At 39.5% G+C, this 15,515-nt stretch carries 17 protein-coding genes and 1 other RNA gene; 5 read left to right on the top strand and 13 right to left on the bottom strand.

Annotated features, from left to right (window positions below; genetic code table 11):
- Positions 1-25 precede the first annotated feature (25 nt).
- The 4 genes from tatA (A4245_RS03060) to A4245_RS03045 all read right to left on the bottom strand — a co-directional run bounded on the left by tatA (A4245_RS03060) (position 26) and on the right by A4245_RS03045 (position 2,033).
- Positions 26-208 (bottom strand): twin-arginine translocase TatA/TatE family subunit, encoded by a 183-nt coding sequence (gene tatA / locus A4245_RS03060; protein WP_067725549.1) that lies wholly within the window; start codon positions 206-208, stop codon positions 26-28.
- Positions 209-227: 19 nt separating this feature from the next.
- A complete protein-coding gene (gene tatA / locus A4245_RS03055) occupies positions 228-443 on the bottom strand; it encodes a twin-arginine translocase TatA/TatE family subunit (RefSeq protein ID WP_067725547.1) in 216 nt (71 codons plus the stop codon).
- 118 nt (positions 444-561) lie between these two features.
- Complete coding sequence (locus tag A4245_RS03050; protein ID WP_067725546.1) at positions 562-1,053, bottom strand: dihydrofolate reductase; 492 nt, start codon at positions 1,051-1,053, stop codon at positions 562-564.
- Positions 1,054-1,076: 23 nt separating this feature from the next.
- Positions 1,077-2,033 (bottom strand): thymidylate synthase, encoded by a 957-nt coding sequence (locus tag A4245_RS03045; protein ID WP_067725545.1) that lies wholly within the window; start codon positions 2,031-2,033, stop codon positions 1,077-1,079.
- A 154-nt stretch (positions 2,034-2,187) separates the two neighbouring features.
- Here A4245_RS03045 and A4245_RS20520 point away from each other — a divergent pair, with 154 nt between their 5' ends.
- Positions 2,188-3,261 (top strand): C40 family peptidase, encoded by a 1,074-nt coding sequence (locus A4245_RS20520; RefSeq protein ID WP_067725541.1) that lies wholly within the window; start codon positions 2,188-2,190, stop codon positions 3,259-3,261.
- A gap of 46 nt (positions 3,262-3,307) precedes the next feature.
- On the opposite strand, the gene A4245_RS03035 is transcribed toward A4245_RS20520, so the two are convergent.
- Both A4245_RS03035 and A4245_RS03030 read right to left on the bottom strand, forming a co-directional pair.
- Entirely contained in the window at positions 3,308-3,895 is a 588-nt protein-coding gene (locus tag A4245_RS03035) for an HD domain-containing protein (RefSeq protein ID WP_067725540.1), read from the bottom strand.
- A gap of 1 nt (position 3,896) precedes the next feature.
- Complete coding sequence (locus A4245_RS03030; protein WP_067725538.1) at positions 3,897-5,558, bottom strand: formate--tetrahydrofolate ligase; 1,662 nt, start codon at positions 5,556-5,558, stop codon at positions 3,897-3,899.
- 338 nt (positions 5,559-5,896) lie between these two features.
- On the opposite strand from A4245_RS03030, the gene A4245_RS03025 reads away from it, so the two are divergent.
- The 4 genes from A4245_RS03025 to A4245_RS03015 all read left to right on the top strand — a co-directional run bounded on the left by A4245_RS03025 (position 5,897) and on the right by A4245_RS03015 (position 8,972).
- Positions 5,897-6,097 carry a cold-shock protein gene (locus tag A4245_RS03025; RefSeq protein ID WP_067725536.1) on the top strand — a complete coding sequence of 67 codons (201 nt, stop codon included), beginning with the start codon at positions 5,897-5,899 and terminating at the stop codon, positions 6,095-6,097.
- Between the two features lie 515 nt (positions 6,098-6,612).
- Complete coding sequence (locus A4245_RS19555) at positions 6,613-6,750, top strand: cytochrome c oxidase subunit 2A (RefSeq protein ID WP_084268641.1); 138 nt, start codon at positions 6,613-6,615, stop codon at positions 6,748-6,750.
- 27 nt (positions 6,751-6,777) lie between these two features.
- Positions 6,778-7,281 carry a cupredoxin domain-containing protein gene (locus tag A4245_RS03020; RefSeq protein ID WP_067725534.1) on the top strand — a complete coding sequence of 168 codons (504 nt, stop codon included), beginning with the start codon at positions 6,778-6,780 and terminating at the stop codon, positions 7,279-7,281.
- Positions 7,281-8,972, top strand: coding sequence for a b(o/a)3-type cytochrome-c oxidase subunit 1 (locus A4245_RS03015; protein ID WP_067725533.1), 1,692 nt, complete (start codon positions 7,281-7,283; stop codon positions 8,970-8,972). Before A4245_RS03020 ends, A4245_RS03015 begins: the two co-directional genes overlap by 1 nt.
- 66 nt (positions 8,973-9,038) lie before the next feature.
- On the opposite strand, the gene A4245_RS03010 is transcribed toward A4245_RS03015, so the two are convergent.
- From A4245_RS03010 to A4245_RS02980, 7 genes are all read right to left on the bottom strand, one after another.
- A complete protein-coding gene (locus A4245_RS03010) occupies positions 9,039-9,578 on the bottom strand; it encodes an isoprenylcysteine carboxyl methyltransferase family protein (RefSeq protein WP_067725530.1) in 540 nt (179 codons plus the stop codon).
- Complete coding sequence (locus tag A4245_RS03005) at positions 9,578-10,675, bottom strand: type III polyketide synthase (RefSeq protein WP_234402334.1); 1,098 nt, start codon at positions 10,673-10,675, stop codon at positions 9,578-9,580. Before A4245_RS03005 ends, A4245_RS03010 begins: the two co-directional genes overlap by 1 nt.
- A gap of 25 nt (positions 10,676-10,700) precedes the next feature.
- The gene (locus tag A4245_RS03000) at positions 10,701-12,200 is read right to left on the bottom strand and encodes a carboxypeptidase M32 (RefSeq protein ID WP_067725526.1); all 1,500 of its coding nucleotides are present in this window, start codon (positions 12,198-12,200) and stop codon (positions 10,701-10,703) included.
- 3 nt (positions 12,201-12,203) lie between these two features.
- Positions 12,204-13,340 carry a THUMP domain-containing class I SAM-dependent RNA methyltransferase gene (locus A4245_RS02995; RefSeq protein WP_067725524.1) on the bottom strand — a complete coding sequence of 379 codons (1,137 nt, stop codon included), beginning with the start codon at positions 13,338-13,340 and terminating at the stop codon, positions 12,204-12,206.
- A gap of 705 nt (positions 13,341-14,045) precedes the next feature.
- Positions 14,046-14,419: RNase P RNA component class B (rnpB, locus tag A4245_RS02990), an RNA gene on the bottom strand.
- 77 nt (positions 14,420-14,496) lie between these two features.
- Entirely contained in the window at positions 14,497-14,805 is a 309-nt protein-coding gene (gpsB, locus tag A4245_RS02985; protein WP_067725522.1) for a cell division regulator GpsB, read from the bottom strand.
- A gap of 226 nt (positions 14,806-15,031) precedes the next feature.
- Entirely contained in the window at positions 15,032-15,433 is a 402-nt protein-coding gene (locus A4245_RS02980) for a cytidine deaminase (protein ID WP_067725520.1), read from the bottom strand.
- Positions 15,434-15,515 lie beyond the last annotated feature (82 nt).

Below are 15,515 nucleotides of genomic sequence, written 5' to 3'. Positions count from 1 at the left end.
CCTCCATTACAATCTATTCATCATTTCATATGTTTTTTTTGCCATCACTTTTGTCGTCATCATTTAAAATACCCTTTGTTGCATTTTTAAATTCTTTGACCGAACTTCCAACGGCTTTGCCGATTTCCGGCAGTTTAGAAGGTCCAAAAACGATTAAAGCAACGATGAGTATAAGTATTAATCCAGGAATACCAATGTTACTGAACATACCCTATCACTCCGGAAAGTTATTTAACTTCTTCTTTTTTTTCACCTTGAACGATTGATTTCACTTCATTGATTTCATCTGTAGCATCATTCGTCAGGCTGCGCGTAGAGTCCTTAAATTCCCGTAAGGTTTGACCGGCTGCTTTGCCGATTTCCGGTAGTTTCTTAGGCCCGAAAATAATCAGTGCAAGCAATACAACCAATATCAATCCAGGTACACCTATATTTGCCAGCATATGTACACCTTCTTCATCAATAGTCTAATTGTTATGTTTAATCACCTATTACAGTAATATACAACTATATAATAACATGTTTATCATTTACGAAACAAGTGAATTTTCTTCCAATAGGCTACTGTTTGCGGTCATACTGTAAAAAATAATAGTCATATGGGTTTGTCTCATTCTTTTCCCCTTTAACTTTTGAAGTTAAATTCCAATCCGCTTCGTTAAAATCCGGGAAATAAGTATCTCCTTCAAATGACTCCTCAATCAATGTAATGTACATTCTGTCAGCAACATCAATGACCTGCTTGAATATATTGCCTCCCCCGATAATGAAATATTCTTCCTCAGGGTTATTTTCATTCCACTCTGTGATCGTCTGCAGGTTTTCAATTACTTCCACGTTTTCTGGAAAATCATTTTTGCTTCGTGTCAACACGACATTTTTTCGGTTAGGCAAAGCCCCTCCCATGGAGTTGTACGTTTTTCTACCCATGATAATCGTATTTCCGGTCGTCTTTTCTTTAAAAAAACGTAAATCCTTTGGTAAATGCCATGGCATACCGTTTTTTAGACCAATAACATGGTTTTTATCCATTGCAAGCAATAATGAAATCATTTTATTCTCCTCCGGTTCAATAGTTAAACTGCAATTGGTGCTTTAATACTTGGGTGTGGGTGATAATCAATTATTTCGAAATCACTCAGTTCAAAGTCAAAAATGGAGGACTTATCCTTGTTAATTTTTAACTTTGGCAAAGCTCTGATGTCTCTTGTCAGTTGTGTTTTTATTTGTTCAACATGATTGGAATAGATATGTGCATCCCCTAGAGTGTGTACAAATTCTCCCGCTTCCAAACCGCATTCATGTGCAATTAACTCGGTCAGCAATGCGTAACTTGCAATGTTAAATGGCACCCCGAGAAAAACATCTGCACTACGTTGATACAGCTGACAGGATAACTTTCCGTCTGCTACATAGAACTGAAATAGTGTATGGCATGGCGGCAGTGCCATATGCGGGACATCCTCAGGGTTCCATGCAGAAACAATATGTCTGCGGGAGTCCGGATTAGTTTGTATGGATTCGATCACTTCTTTCAACTGGTCAATTGTTTCATTTTGAGAAGTTTTCCATTTCCTCCATTGCTTCCCATATACAGATCCAAGATCACCGAATTCTACAGCAAAGCTTTCATCCTGCAATATTTTTTCTTTGAACAGCTGCATCTGTTCCTGGTATGTTTTATTGAATTCAGGGTCCTGCTGACTTCTGATTCCAAAATCTTTCATGTCGGGACCTGTATATTTCTTACTGCCGATCCATTTTTCAAAAGCCCATTCATTCCAGATATTGTTATTGTTTTCCAGCAGATAGCGTATGTTTGTATCCCCTTTAATGAACCATAGAAGTTCACTTGCGACGAGCCGGAAGGGAACCTTCTTTGTGGTTAGTAACGGAAAACCCTCCGAAAGGTCAAATCTCATCTGATGACCAAAAACAGAGTATGTGCCAGTATTTGTACGGTCTCCCTTTTTATGGCCGTTATCTAAAATATGCTTGCTTAAATCCAAGTAGGCCTGTTCACCTTTTGTCATGGAATCTCTCCTAACTTCTATATATACGTTATGTACATTTAAATATGAGTATTATTTATTATAACAGATTCGTAATATAACCGTAATTCATATGAACGGTTTTCCCCCATAATTCTAGTATAGAGCAAAAGCAAGTTTAGGGAGGAATTTTTTCATGGTAAATGGAACGATGGAAAATGTATTGAAACAGTCGCTTCTGTGCAGTTATGTGCTAAGTCAGCCGCTTGTGGGTTTTGGGACTGTCTCACCGGAAATTGGCAAAATAATGACTGAAAGCGAACAAATAAATTCCGTATATCATGAGGAAGCAGATCGTCTTTTATACAAAAAACTAAATATGCTGACCTACTTTGAAGAACAAAACCCTGCCCATTTTGCTGTAATTACGGAACATGCAATAAACAAATTCCAGGACAGTCACCATTTGGAAATTGAAGGTCCATCGGAAAGGAAAACATTATCCGAAATAATAGAATCTGAAAGAAAAATACGAATCAGACAATTGGTGAAATATGCAGAGGTTATTGAACCAGGAATAAATAACGAGAAAGTTGAAAATGTCCAGGAAGCATTGGGTTATTTTGGTTATTATGAAGGGGGAATTGATGGGAAATATGGACCCATCACTTATGAGGCATTGAAAGAAGCTGAAGAGGACCTTGACCTGGTATTGACAAAAGAAGATACGAAAGAACTATTGGATACGCTGTACCCGGTAATCATCGCAGAAAATCCATCTGAGGAGAAACCGGAACAATTGATCCATTCCGAGATTGCAGAAGATGAGGCATCAGACAGTTTACCGGAGAAAGCCCCAAATGACTTACAAGAGGAAGTGCCGATTGTCACAAAAGAGATAGAAGTTACTGCAAACAATACGGATGTCATTCAGTCGGCACGCTCTTTAGTAGGCACACCGTATGTCTATGGGGGCACTTCCCCTTCTGGTTTTGATTGCAGCGGATTCATCCAGTATGTTTTTCAACATCAAAATATTGTACTTCCAAGAACTGTAAGTGATTTATGGAATTTCAGTAATCCTGTAGATTCTCCATCGGTTGGTGATCTTGTGTTTTTTACAACTTACACTCCTGGTCCATCCCATGCAGGAATTTATGTAGGAGATGGAAAATTCATACATGCTGGCTCTTCACGAGGTGTCGAAATCAGTGAATTGGATAACACCTATTGGAAAGAACGTTATTTAGGTGCAGGGCGGGTAAGATAAAAACAAGCAAGTGTAACAGCACCTTGCTTGTTTTCATAATAAATGCTTAATTCCATTCACGGAAAAATTGCTTCAGATAGATTTCCGTAAATTGATGGCGCTCTTCCGCAATTTCTTTGGCAGTATTTGTATTCATCAATTGTTTAAGTTTTAATAACTTATCAAAAAAGTGCTGTATCGATGTCGCAGTATGCTCTGGATGGTGAATCAGTTGATTATTCGCTCCACCGTAAGCAAATGTCCTGGCAATTCCAATTGCACCTATAGCATCCAGGCGGTCGGAATCCTGTACGATTTTCCCCTCCAATTGATCTGGTACCTCTCCCTTGCTGAAGGAAACAGCTTTGATAATTCTTTCTATCAAGACAATTTCCTTATCGGTCAATAATATTGAGGTTAAAAATAGACGCATATTTTCTATAGCTTTATTTGGATCGCTGAAAAGTTTTTGATCACCAACATCATGGAGCCAACCTGCTGCTTCACAAATAAATGGATTTGCCTTTTCTGCTTCTGCAATCTGTTTTGCCATCCTAGCTACCCGCTCCATATGAAAATAGTCATGGCCCGTTGCATCGTCACCGAATAGTTGCATTGCATATTCCCGGATACTAGACAACTGTTTTTCTTTCATCTTAAAATAACCCCTTAATCGTTCCGTCTTCTGATACATCAATCTGTTTAGAGGCAGGTTTTTCCGGCAGACCAGGCATTGTCATCACATCACCTGTAAAGACAACGATAAATCCCGCCCCGATGGAGGCTTTCAGCTCTCTGATGTTTATGGTAAATCCGCTCGGCCTGCCTAATCGTTTCGGATTGTCCGATAAGGAGTATTGCGTTTTAGCCATGCAGATAGGCAGCTTTCCCCAACCTTGGACCTCAAAAAATAGGACCTGTTTTTTTGCTGCAGGTGAAAGTTCAATATCATCTGCACCATAAACAAGTTGAGCTACCTTTCTGATCTTGGTTTCCAGGGTATCATCCAAATCATAGAGTCGTTTGAAGGTTTCCGTTGAAGTCTGTATTACTTTGCTTGCCAGTTCCAGACCACCCTCTCCTCCTCTAGCCCAGACATCTGTTAGTGCAACTTCTATTCCTCTTGATTCGCACCAGGCCTGAATGAAATTTGTTTCAGCTTCTGTATCTGCAGGAAACTTATTGATGGCTATTATATACGGTAAGCCAAAATGCTGGATTGTTTCAATATGTTTATGGAGATGTTCCATGCCAGATTTTAATGCTTCTGCATTTTCAGTATCTAGATCCTGTTTTGAGACACCACCATGCATTTTTAATGCTCTTACAGTCGCGACGATTACAACCGCATCTGTCTCGAAATCACCTGCCAATGTTTTTATATCGAGAAACTTCTCAGCGCCTAAATCTGCCCCAAATCCTGCTTCCGTAATCACATAATCACCTAATTTGGCAGCTGTTTTTGTAGCAATAATACTATTACATCCGTGGGCAATGTTAGCAAATGGCCCTCCGTGAATAATGGCTGGAGTATTTTCGGTCGTTTGCACAAGGTTAGGCTTGATGGAATCTTTTAAAAGCAATGTTATTGCCCCTTCAACTTCAAGATCTTTTACGGTTACAGGTCTCTCTTCATATGTATAGCCGATTACGATTCTTGAAATTCTTGCTTTTAAATCCTCCAGACTATTTGCCAGACATAAAACAGCCATTAATTCGGAAGCTGCTGTAATATTGAAGCCATCTTCTCTTGGTATTCCATGCAGCGGTCCACCTAAGCCTGTGACAACTTGTCTTAATGCACGATCATTTACATCCATTACGCGCTTCCATTCAATTCTTCTTGGATCGATATTTAATACATTCCCCTGATGGATATGATTATCGATCATTGCAGAAAGCAGGTTATTGGCACTTGTAATTGCATGGAGGTCGCCAGTAAAATGGAGATTGATTTCCTCCATTGGAAGCACTTGGGAATACCCTCCACCAGCCGCTCCCCCTTTTAATCCCATTACTGGCCCCAAGGATGGTTCGCGTAAAGTGATAACAGCTTTTTCTCCTAATTTATATAATGCTTGTCCCAGCCCGACTGTGACTGTAGATTTTCCTTCCCCGGCAGGTGTTGGATTGATTGAAGTCACAAGAATTATTTTACCATTCGGTCTGTTTCTTAACTTGCCGATTAATTGTTCAGATAGCTTTGCTTTTGAATTGCCGTAAAGCTCATAGTCTTCAGGAGCTAAATCCAATGCTTTTGCAATTTCTGAAATGGGTTTCAGCTTTGACTGCTGTGCAATCTCAATGTCTGTTTTCATTTTTATGCTCCTTTATTCGGTCCTACTATTAAGTATAACCTGCGAAAAATTTTTTTTACAAATGTTCATGGATTTGTCGATTTGATTAATAATTTGTAAAAAATAGTTTATTGAGGTAAAAATGAGCCCATTTCCTTGACTGTGATTTCTGAATAAGCTATATTAATACCAAGCAAAGAAGAAGATGTACGGAATCATTAATGACAGAGGCAGCTTCTATAGAAGTGGATGTAATAGTGATCCCGCACTTCTATAGAAGCTGCCTTTTTTTAATATTCCGTTTCTCGACTTTGTATTAACACGCGTTTTACGTGGAATTATTTAGGAGGAAAAGTTACATGGAAAACGGAGTAGTAAAATGGTTTAACGCTGAAAAAGGCTATGGATTCATTCAATTGGAAGAAGGAAATGATGTATTTGTACATTATTCAGCAATCCAGGAAGAGGGTTTTAAATCTTTGGAAGAAGGTCAGGAAGTCTCCTTTGAAATCGTTGATGGTGAACGTGGCCCACAAGCTGCAAACGTTGTAAAAAGATAAGCGTGAACATATAAGCGGAGCGGAAATCTACCTGGATTTCCGCTTTTTTTCGTGAGTAAAGAAAGTATAAATTTTGGCAGCAATTAATTCTTACACATAAACAGCCACGTCTAGCTCCAGCGCCTACCCCCTCGAGGTCTTAAGTAGAAACTACCTGTGGCAAAGAACGCCACTGGTAGTTTCTACTTAAGCTTGTCGGGGGTGATCAAGGCGCTTGCGCTTTTGTTCTTTCCGTTAAATTGTCCACCCCTCCTCTCTTCCCGCCTCCCCTCGCTAAATCAAATATACGTGTATATTTGATGGCATATTTCCTTTATTTGTCAATGGAATATGCAAATAATTCATACATATTTCACAAACTTTTTATACTTAAAAGTTAGTAAAACCTATATACAGACTGTTTTGTGCATTATTGAACAAATTGTGAATCGTTTCCAATTGCCACTATTTCTACAATTATATTGTGTATGATAAAAACATAGGATACCTGATACTTTTACGAAGGGGTGAGACGAATGAAAAGCGGTGAGAGAAATTATAGCGGGTCAAACCGTGAGCCGAGTTTAAAAGGGACATTGATTTCCGTCGGGGTGTTGGGATTGGTAATTGTCATCAGCTGGTTTGCAGTATTTGCATTATTTATTTCAAGATAAAAAATGAATGTTAAGGAGTGGTAATCGATGCATTTACACAAGTTTGAAAAGTTATGGCTTCTGTCTGGTGTTGGAGCATTAGCATTATTTTTAGTTATACTTGGATTCGGAGCCTTTTATCTCGGAACTCATCCACAAAGCCATGGCATAACAATTGATCCTGCAAATATCGAAGCCGAAGAAGCCTTTCAGCCTGAAAATCTGGGTCTGACGAAAGTGGATGACGATAAGTATATTGTGAATGTTGTGGCAACCGCCTTCAATTATGATCTTGGTGTCGATGAAGACGGTAATGCCGTTAAGAACATAAAAATACCAAAAGGGTCTACTGTACTTTTTCAAGTAGTGACACCAGATGTTGTTCATGGCTTTAACATTGCTGGCACAAATGTAAATATGATGGTCGAACCAGGATTTATCAGCAGTATGGAAGTTGAGATGAAACAATCAGGTGAATTCACTCTTTTATGTAATGAATATTGTGGTGTCGGACATCACATGATGTTCGCCACTGTGGAGGTGTATGAATAATGGCCATACCAAAATTAGATGTGTTTGAAAATAATTCAAGATTACCATTGCCTATCGAAAAAAAAGAAGCAAACCTGTATATGTCATTTATTTATGTAGCATTTATTTCATTATTTATTGGCGGGTTAATGGGTCTTCTGCAAGTGCTGGTCAGATCAGGCAGTTTTACACTGCCATGGGGAATTGGTTATTATCAGATTTTAACATTACATGGGGTTGTTCTCGCTCTAGTACTTACTACATTCTTCATTCTTGGTTTTCAGTATGCATTAATGGGAAAGACAGTTGGTATGTCAGCTAAGCAACGGAAAGTATCCTGGCTTGCTTTCTGGGTAATGACTATTGGGACTGCTATGACGGCAGCTACCATTCTTGTAGGTAAGGCGAGTGTTTTATATACGTTCTATGCTCCTTTAAAGGCACATCCGGCATTTTATATTGGCTTGGCTCTTGTTGTAGTGGGAAGCTGGATTGCAGGGTTTGTAAACTGGAGACAATTATACGTTTGGAAAAAAGACCATCCGGGCGAAAAGTCCCCTCTATTGGCATTTATGGTAACGATTAATATGATTATGTGGTTTATCGCTTCCATTGGGGTGGCTGTCGCGGTACTCGTACAGTTTATCCCCTGGTCTCTTGGCTATGCAGAAACAATTAATGTATTGGTCAGCAGGACGTTATTCTGGTACTTTGGCCACCCTTTGGTATATTTCTGGCTGCTCCCTGCTTATATGGCATGGTATGCAATCATCCCGAAAATTATTGGTGGCAAGATTTTCAGTGATTCATTGGCAAGATTATCGTTTGTGTTATTCCTGTTTTTCTCGATTCCTGTCGGTTTTCACCATCAGCTGACAGAACCGGGTATTGATCCAACATGGAAATTTATACAGGTCGTTCTGACATTTATGGTTGTTATTCCTAGTCTGATGACCGCATTCTCAATGTTTGCAACATTTGAAATTACTGGACGCAAAAAAGGATTTGGAGGATTATTCGGCTGGTTGAAACATTTGCCATGGAAAGATGTACGTTTCCTTGCACCGTTTATTGGTATGCTGGCATTTATTCCAGGTGGCGCTGGAGGTATTATTAATGCTTCCCACCAAATGAACGCAGTCGTCCATAATACCATTTGGGTAACAGGTCACTTTCATTTAACGGTAGCTACCACGGTAATCCTGACATTTTTCGGAATTACTTACTGGCTTGTCCCGCACTTGACAGGAAGAACATTGACAAAAGAAGTCAATCGCCTTGGAATCATTCAAACGTTTGTTTGGACGATTGGTATGACGATCATGTCAGGTGCCATGCATATCCAAGGTCTGTTAGGTGCACCAAGACGTTCTGCTTACTCCGATTATGGTGGTTCTGAGCAGGCTGTCGAATGGGGAGCATACCAAATGGCTCAGGCAATTGGTGGTACGATCCTGTTTATTGGCATTACCCTTATGGTTTATATCTTTATTAAACTGACCTTCTTCTCACCTAAAGGCGAAGAGGAATTTCCGATCGCCGAGGAAGAAGAAAATGCACCAGCAACTCCAATGTGGCTTGAGAATTGGAAACTATGGGTGGCAATAACCGTAGCATTAATCTTGTTTGCCTATACGATCCCATTTGTGGACATTATCCAAAACTCACCACCAGGATCACCGCCATTCGATTGGCCGATTGGTAACTCATGATTAGACATATGCAGATACGAAAGTATTCCATGCCTTTTTAGCTGCTGTAAAAAGGGAAGAAACAGGTTAATCACCAGTCTCTTCCCTTTTTGAGTTTGAGAGGACATCATTTAATGCACGTTCTTCTGCTGGAATTCTTACAGTAAGCAATAAAATATGAAGCAATGGAAATATGACTGCAGTTATTATTGCTCCAAAAAGCAGTGGTATGATAAATAGTTCCAGACCTACAATAATATAATTGGGGTGTTTAACATATTTATAGGGACCCTTGCTTACTAGCTGTTCTCCAGGCAGAATAATTATTTTGGTATTCCAGAATTTTCCCAACGAAGCAATACACCAAACTCTCCCTAGCTGCGTTAAAATGAAAAAAATCAATAAGGTGTAGTTTAACGGTAATGTTGAATTATCTCTCCAGAATGTTTCCGTTAAAATGAAGATAAAGAAAAGGACGTGTATGATAATGAACCATTTGTAATGGTCAGCCTCTCTTTCAATGGCACCTCTCTCTTTCATCCATTTTTCATTTCTTCTGGCTATAACTAGTTCGATAAGACGCTGGAAAATAATTATTATGAATAATACCCACATATATAAAGTCATTACTCCATCCACTCCAACAGCAATAATTCCGAACTGAAACCTGGACCAAGCGCAGAGAGAACACTCTTTTCGCCTGGATGGATCGTTTCTTTCATCCATTCACGTAAAACATATAAAACTGTTGCAGAGGACATGTTACCGTGGTCAGCCAATACCTGGTAAGAGAACTTTAATTTTTCTTTAGAACATTGGAGGACATTCTCCATTGCCTCCATCACTTTTCTTCCTCCTGGATGGGAAACGAATGAATGAATGTGGTCCGACTTGAGTCCCTCTACCTCAAAGAATTTCATGACATGCTCCCTCCAAAAGGAGTCTACCAATGATGGAATACTTTTTTTGAAGATTACTTCAAACCCATCATTATTGATATCCCATCCCATAACATCTTCACTATTACGTTTCAAATAGGAACTGGCTGCGATTGTTTTTGGTGTTGAAGTTTTTCGGCTTTTTAGATAGGGTGATTCGTCCCCGACAGCTAGCGCAGCACTGACCCCATCTCCAAAAAGTGCAGTACCAACCATGTTACTCTTCTTACTGTCCCCTTTTTGAAATGTCAGACTGCAAAGCTCACAGCACACAATAAGGGCTGTTTTCTCCGGGTAAGCAGTCAACCATTCATGTGCACGCGCCAATCCAATCGCTCCCCCGGCACATCCTAGTCCCCAAAGGGGCATTCGCTTTACATCCTGCCGAAATGGGCGTGCATTCATAAGATGAACATCCATAGAAGGTGCTGCAATCCCTGAACTGGATACAAATATAATCATGTCAATTGCTTCGTAAGGGATATCTTCCTGCAGAAAATCGCTGTTCTTTAGGCAGTCATCTATTGCATCAAGGGAATAGTTTTCAGCCGCTGTCTGATAAAGGTCATTTTTCTCTTTAAAAGTATGTTCTTTTAAAAACCAGGATTGGTCAACGACAAACTGCCTTTTATTGACTGCTGCATTGTCGAACACAGGTAATAGACGGTTTATTTGCTTATCAGAGTAAGAGAATATTTCCTGGACGATTTCTTTGATATTTTGCTGTTCTATAGTGAATTCGGGAATTCCCAGTCCAATGGAACAGATATTGCTCAATTCGATCACCTTTTGCAGTTATTTTCCCCCGCGATTATAATCTATATATATCTGTATATTTAGTAGTTAAATAATTAACAAGATAATCTGGATTTAATGGTTCACTTGTTATATCTTTTATGATTTCCAATGGTTTTTTTGACTTTCCATACTGATGTATATGATCTGTCATCCATTTATTTACCGATCTGAAATTGCCGGATGCAATCATACCGTCCATGTTCATGTCTTTTGATAAATAATGGTGAAATTGTGCCGCATACATATAACCTAATGCATAGGAAGGAAAGTATCCAAAATCTCCCCCTGCCCAGTGGATATCCTGTAATACACCTTCCCTATCGGTAGGAGGTTCAATCCCAAGATAATCCACCATTTTTTCATTCCATAAATGAGGGAGGTCTTTTACTTCAATTTCACTATTTATTAATGCTTTTTCCAGTTCAAAACGAATCATAATGTGGAGCGGATATGTCAGTTCATCCGCTTCTATACGAATAAACGATGGCTTGACCTCATTTACTGCCCGGTAAAATTCTTCCTTGTCAACGGTTTGAAATTGCTCGGGAGCATGGGACTTGAACAGATCATAATGGTTGTTCCAAAATGATTTACTTCGCCCTACAAAGTTTTCCCAGAATAAGGATTGTGATTCATGAATCCCCATCGAGGTACCTGTAGCAAGTGGTGTATTTGCAAACCTTTTGCTTATATTCTGCTCGTATAATGCATGTCCGCCCTCATGAATGGTGCCAAAAACAGCCATGCGAAAATCTTCTTCATCATATCTGGTTGTAATCCGAATATCGTTTAGATTTAAACTGATTGCAAACGGATGGATCGTATCATCAAGACGTCCAGATTCGAAATCATAGCCCATCTGCTTTAGTACCTCAACCGTAAAAGCCTTTTGATCTTGCTTAGGAAAATGACCCTTAAGTATCGATGGGTCAGGTTTATCTTTACTATGATTCACTTTTTCCACCAGTTTGCTCAGTGAATTTCTTAATTTCGGGAACACATCATCCAATGTCTTTGTCGTAATACCTGGTTCATAATTATGTAGCAATGCATCGTAAATATTATCTTCATAACCCCAGTACTCAGCAAATTTCCTGTTGTAATCCACCAATTTCTCCAGATATGGCTGGAATAGGGAAAAATCTGCTTTCTGCCTCGCTTCCTGCCATATTGCTTCCGATTTTGACTGAAGCATTACATATTCCTTGTATTCGTTATTAGGTATTTTGCGATTTCGCTCATATTTCTCTTCACATTCCAAAACAATTTTCTGCATGATTTCATCACTTGTATGATCCTTTAACACATCAATAAAGAATTTCATTTTCTCGGATGTTTCCAGCTGATTCAACTTATCCGCAAGAAAACCAATCACTTCCGATCTTTGTTCAACTGCTTTTCTTGGAATTTTTGTACGCATATCCCACTGTGCAAGTGTTAATGCTTCACGGTAAGCATTTTGCTCATTTAATAAATCTCTAAAATCTTTCTCGTTTAGATAAGTGTTTTCCAAAGCTTATTCCCCCTTGGTTTTTTGTCCAAAATACTGATAGTAATTGGTTTCAATAAATCCATTGAACAGTTTTCGCTTTTTGGTAGCCTTTTGACCGTATTTTTTCTCAAAAGCTTCGAAAGCTGTGATAATATATACGCTCCAGGAAGGGTGATTTTTCATGATATTTCCTAAATCACTGTACATTTTTGCGACCATATCCTGATCGCCGATACGCTGGCCATATGGAGGGTTACTAATTAAATAACCATTTTCCCTGCGGATAAATAGATCACTTACTTGCATCTGTTTCCATGTAATAAGGTCACCGAGTCCAGCTTCGATGGCATTGTCTGTCGCGATTTCAATCATCTTGTGATCGATATCTGAACCTGTAATGTCAAGCTTTTGATCATAGTTGGCCTTGTCCTCCGCTTCTTCAAATGCCTCATCCCATAATTTCCTTTTGATTAGTGTCCAGTCTTCCGAAGCAAATTCTCGGTTAAATCCAGGTGCAATGTTTTGTCCGATTAACGCTGCTTCTATGGCTAATGTTCCCGAGCCGCAGAAAGGATCGACAAATGGGTATTCAGGCTTCCAGTTTGTAAGCATGACAAGGGCAGCCGCCAGTGTTTCTTTTAAAGGTGCCTCTCCTTGTCCAACGCGATATCCCCGTTTATGAAGACCTGCGCCAGAAGTATCCAATGTTAATGTGACCACATCTTTCAACAAGGCTACTTCGGTTTTGTATAGTGCTCCAGTTTCAGGCATTTTACTTGCCAGACCATATTTGAGCTTTAATCTTTCAGCGATTGCCTTTTTTACGATCGCCTGGCAATCCGACACACTATAAAGCTTTGATTTAATCGATTTTCCGGATACAGGAAATTGACCGTCTTCAGAGATATACTGTTCCCATGGTAGTGCTTTCGTCGATTCAAACAACTCATCAAATGTTAATGCTTTAAACTGTCCGACTACGAGCTTAATGCGGTCAGCTGTGCGCAGCCACAAATTGCAACGCGGAATTGCAGATATCGGCGCTTCAAAAATGACTTTTCCATTATCTACTGTTACTTCATATCCCAATGATTTAACTTCTTGTGCAACAACTGACTCCAAACCCATCGCAGCAGTTGCTATTAATGTTACTTTCTGCATTGAACTATTCCCTTCGGATTAAAATTAGTTTTAGTTTACCATATACAATTGAGCCTGCAAAAGAGGAACCCCCGATACGTGCGAGTTTGCTATTAGTAAGTCTAGTTGCTTTATATGCCTGCATTACAGTTGATATAAAATGCGACGTAACTACTATTTGTGTTAGAGCTTGGCGCGAATAATGGAAGCAAGTTACTTCGGCGACCGCTCTGGGAAATACACTGCGCTTTTCGCGGGCGGCTGGTGAGCCAACTTGCGCTAAAGCGCTGCGCTGTCTCACCTATGCCTCTGCTCCCGCAGAAGTCTCCGTGTATTTCCCAGAGCTGGTTAAGTTTGCTGTTAATAAACTGCATCCTTAATAACAAAATCTAATGATACAGCTTTACCAGTTCGGGGGAGCGGCGGGCAGTCGACTCCTGCGGGAAAAGCACGTGTCCGAAGACCAGAAGAGTGGTTTTCTCTTCGGGGCTGAGGCCGTGCCCTAAGGTGCGCGACTGTCCGTAGCGATCCCGGACGGCAGCAGAAGTACATATATTAAAGATAAGTTACTTCACATCTTACATATTTTGCGACATAACCCAATAATTATGGGATAAGTTAACGGAGTCCCAATCTTTTAGAAAAAAGCATAAATAAAAAACCTTTTCCTTTTGTCATTGTTGACAAAGAAAAGGTTTTACAATTCATCGTATAGACCATTAAATGCTCGATAAGCCATGTTCTGTACCATTGTACTGCAAGCGGTGGTCAAACCTCGTACGCCGGTTGTAATCATCTATCTACAGGTTTGATAACCTGTCCCTTGTTCGGTTGAATTCCCTACTGAAGGATGCCCCTACCATTATTTGGGTTGCTCACTCGTGGGGTTTACCTCGTTCCACCTGTAATGTTTCCATTACAGCTACGTCACTGTGGCACTTTCAAGAATAATTCCATATCAAAAGACTTAGGAATGTCTTCTGCCGTTAGCTATAAGCTACCTTGACTTATGAATTCATCAAGCACGAACACTACAAACATCTCAGTTTGTGTGAGCATGGACTTTCCTCTGCATTTGCATGCAGCGATTACTTGAGCATTTAATTAATGTCTTATTATAATATCACAAATACGTCCTGTTATCAATGGCTGGAGGAAATTGGCAATTTTGCGTCACCTATTCCCCAGCATCAGCGAACTTTTTGCCAAATACAGCTTTTTCTAAATTGGAAAGGCGTTTTAATACATCATAATTAACCTGTGTATTCGGCTGTGGCGCTCTTGTCCTTGGCTGTTCTGCAGAATTCTTTCTCAATTTCTCGTTTTCCGCCTGCAGACGTTCGATTTCCTGCTTGAATATGTCATAATCCTGGATGACAACATCGAGAAATTCGTCAACCTCTTCCTGGTTGTATCCTCTCATAGCAGTTTTAAAATCCTTCTCAAGAATATCTTTTCCGCTAAGTTGAATGCGGTTCAAACTCATCTCATCACCTCATAATCTTCACATTTCCTATTTACGTTATTATTTTTCCATTGTCAATTTAAGTTTATTGTCCAAATGAAAATTTAATACCAATATTAATCTTTATTATATCATAAAAAGGGAAACTAAAATATCTGTCTCCTGCTTAATATTAACGAATCTTAATATCTGAAGAAAATTCTATTTTCATGAAAGCATTATATTTTTGTTTGGATCCTGTCTCTATTCAGCTGCCAAGCAAATCGTCCGTATCAAAAGAAAATGGCAGCAGCTCTTCCATTGTGAGTGATTTTGTGTTTTTATTTAAATTGGTTAGATGGATCACCATTGTTTTAGGGAAAAACTCACTCATTACTTGGCGACATGATCCACAAGGAGGTACAGCTCTTGCGGTATCTGCAGCCACAGCAAGCTCCTGAAATTCAGTTTCCCCTTCTGAGATGGCTTTAAAGATGGCAACGCGCTCTGCACAGCAACTGACGGGATATGCAGCATTTTCAATATTGCACCCGGTATAGACCCTTCCTGATTTTGTAAGTAATGCCGCGCCGACTTGAAATTTGGAGTATGGGACATATGCGCTATCTCTGATTTTTATTGCTTCTTCAATTAGTTTTTCAGTTTTCATCGAGTTCATTCCTTTTATAGTTGTGCAGGTAATTATAAGAAAAGCACAAATTATTGTAAAGCTCTGATATAGGTTTTATATA

This window comes from Oceanobacillus damuensis (genome assembly GCF_001618145.1).
Lineage (GTDB): Bacteria > Bacillota > Bacilli > Bacillales > Amphibacillaceae > Oceanobacillus > Oceanobacillus damuensis.
The sequence above is the reverse complement of the archived record's forward strand: the minus strand, read 5'-3'. Positions and strand labels throughout refer to the sequence as shown.